Genomic DNA, 465 nt, shown 5'->3' with positions numbered 1-465 from the left:
TGCACGGGGTCGGTCCGGCACCAGCAGGGCATGGTCTGCCGGCGCGCCGGTCTCGACGACCTCGCGCACACCGCCGACGCGGTCGCCGCGAAGACGTACGAGCTGTCCGAGCTGCTCGTCGACGTGCTGGGTATCACCGACGTCGGCGCCTACTTCCCGCACCGCGTCACCTACCACCCGACGTGCCACTCGCTGCGCATGCTGCACGTGGGCGACAAGCCGCTGCGCCTGCTGCGCGCCGTCGAGGGCATCGACCTCGTCGAGCTGCCCGCGGCCGAGTCGTGCTGCGGGTTCGGCGGCACGTTCGCGCTGAAGAACGCCGAGACCTCGACCGCGATGCTCGCCGACAAGATGGCGCACGTGAAGTCCACCGGCGCCGAGGTCCTCACCGCGGGCGACGCGTCGTGCCTCCTGCACATCGGCGGCGGGCTCTCGCGCATCCGCGCGGGCGTCCGCACGCTGCAC

General features: G+C 72.5%; 1 protein-coding gene. It reads left to right on the top strand.

The window, feature by feature from the left end:
* Positions 1 to 465 (top strand): (Fe-S)-binding protein (locus tag G3I78_RS48125; protein WP_164436944.1); only part of this gene is annotated, 465 nt, incomplete at both ends.

It is taken from the genome of Streptomyces sp. SID13726 (assembly GCF_010548375.1).
Lineage (GTDB): Bacteria > Actinomycetota > Actinomycetes > Streptomycetales > Streptomycetaceae > Streptomyces.
This window is presented reverse-complemented; position numbering and strand designations above follow the sequence as displayed.